This is a genomic window from Rhodobacteraceae bacterium LMO-JJ12 (genome assembly GCA_021555075.1).
Classification (GTDB): Bacteria; Pseudomonadota; Alphaproteobacteria; order Rhodobacterales; family Rhodobacteraceae; genus JAKGBX01.
Genome location: JAKGBX010000009.1, coordinates 1 through 1,142, shown reverse-complemented (window position 1 = coordinate 1,142; position 1,142 = coordinate 1). Strand labels below are relative to the sequence as shown.

2 protein-coding genes are annotated in these 1,142 nt (G+C 59.4%); both read right to left on the bottom strand.

All coding sequences use genetic code 11. From position 1 onward, the window contains the following. A partial coding sequence (locus LZG00_21020) for a hypothetical protein (protein ID MCF3596474.1) occupies positions 1–806 on the bottom strand: 806 nt, incomplete at its 3' end. Between the two features lie 154 nt (positions 807–960). After that, on the bottom strand, positions 961–1,142 hold a 182-nt coding region (locus tag LZG00_21015), incomplete at its 5' end, for a hypothetical protein (GenBank protein ID MCF3596473.1).

Below are 1,142 nucleotides of genomic sequence, written 5' to 3'. Positions count from 1 at the left end.
GCGGTGGTGATGCGATATTCACCGGCGATATTCTGCATGTTCCAGATCCGGCCGGTGTTGTCACCCGCCGCGACCGAGCCATCCTCAAGCCCGATATAGCCGCCCGCATTGTTGGTCAGACGGAGCAGTTCGGCCGGGCCGCCGGTTGCGCGCTTCACGTGCAGCGCGGCTTCGGGGTCGGCGATGCCGATGCCGACATCGCCGTCATGGGCAATATGGATCGCACTGGTCGGCGCACCCGGTGCGATGCGGAACGGTAGCGTGCTGCCATTGGTCGCGTCACGGATGAAGAAGTTGGTCTCGTTACCCGCGATATCCCAGGTCTGGGCGGCAAAGCCCGAAGAGCCATCCTGCTCCAGCCGCAGGGTTGGTGTGTTGCCGTCCACACTATGCAAATCGACAACCGGGTTCGAGGTACCAAAGCCGACATCGCCGCCCGCCTCGACAAAAAGCGCATTGCTGCCCGCGCCCTTCTGAACGGTAAACGGCTGGGTGCCGTTGTCGACATCGTCGATGGTGAATTTTTCGGCGCCGCCATTGGCCGAGTCATTGGCCCTCAGTTGCCAGTCTGAACTCGGGAAGGAGCCCGTGGCCGAGGTATCTTCGAACTTGATCCGGACGTTGTTTTCCTTCAGCCGAAGGGTGTCGAAGCCGAAGTCTTCGCCGTTGACGCAATCGATGCCGATACACATCGAAAACTGGGCAATCACGTCATCGGCATGGATGATATCGGCCTGGGCCGCGCCGGCCATCAGGCCCAGAGTGCTGACCCCGGCGGCCAGAAAATGTTTCGTTGCAACTTTCACGTCAATCAATCTCCTTTGAGTGAATAGGCTTAGCTATCTTCTTCCTTGATCTCCTCCGGGATAGCAATGCCTTCCACCGCACGAGGCACAGAACTTGGCCCGGAGCAAGCCCCGGGCCAGATTCAAAGTCATGTAAAGCGCTCACCTATCGGGGTCAGCCTTTGTTGATTTGCGCTGCCAACTCCTCGATCCGGTTGTTCTGCTCCTCGATCCGGTCGTGCAGCTCACCGATATAGATGTGGGCTTTTTCCAGCTCGTTGAGCATGCCGCCAATCTTGTCCGAAAGGTTCATCGGGCCGCTCTCGGCTGTCGGGCCGACATTGGGCAGATGACGGT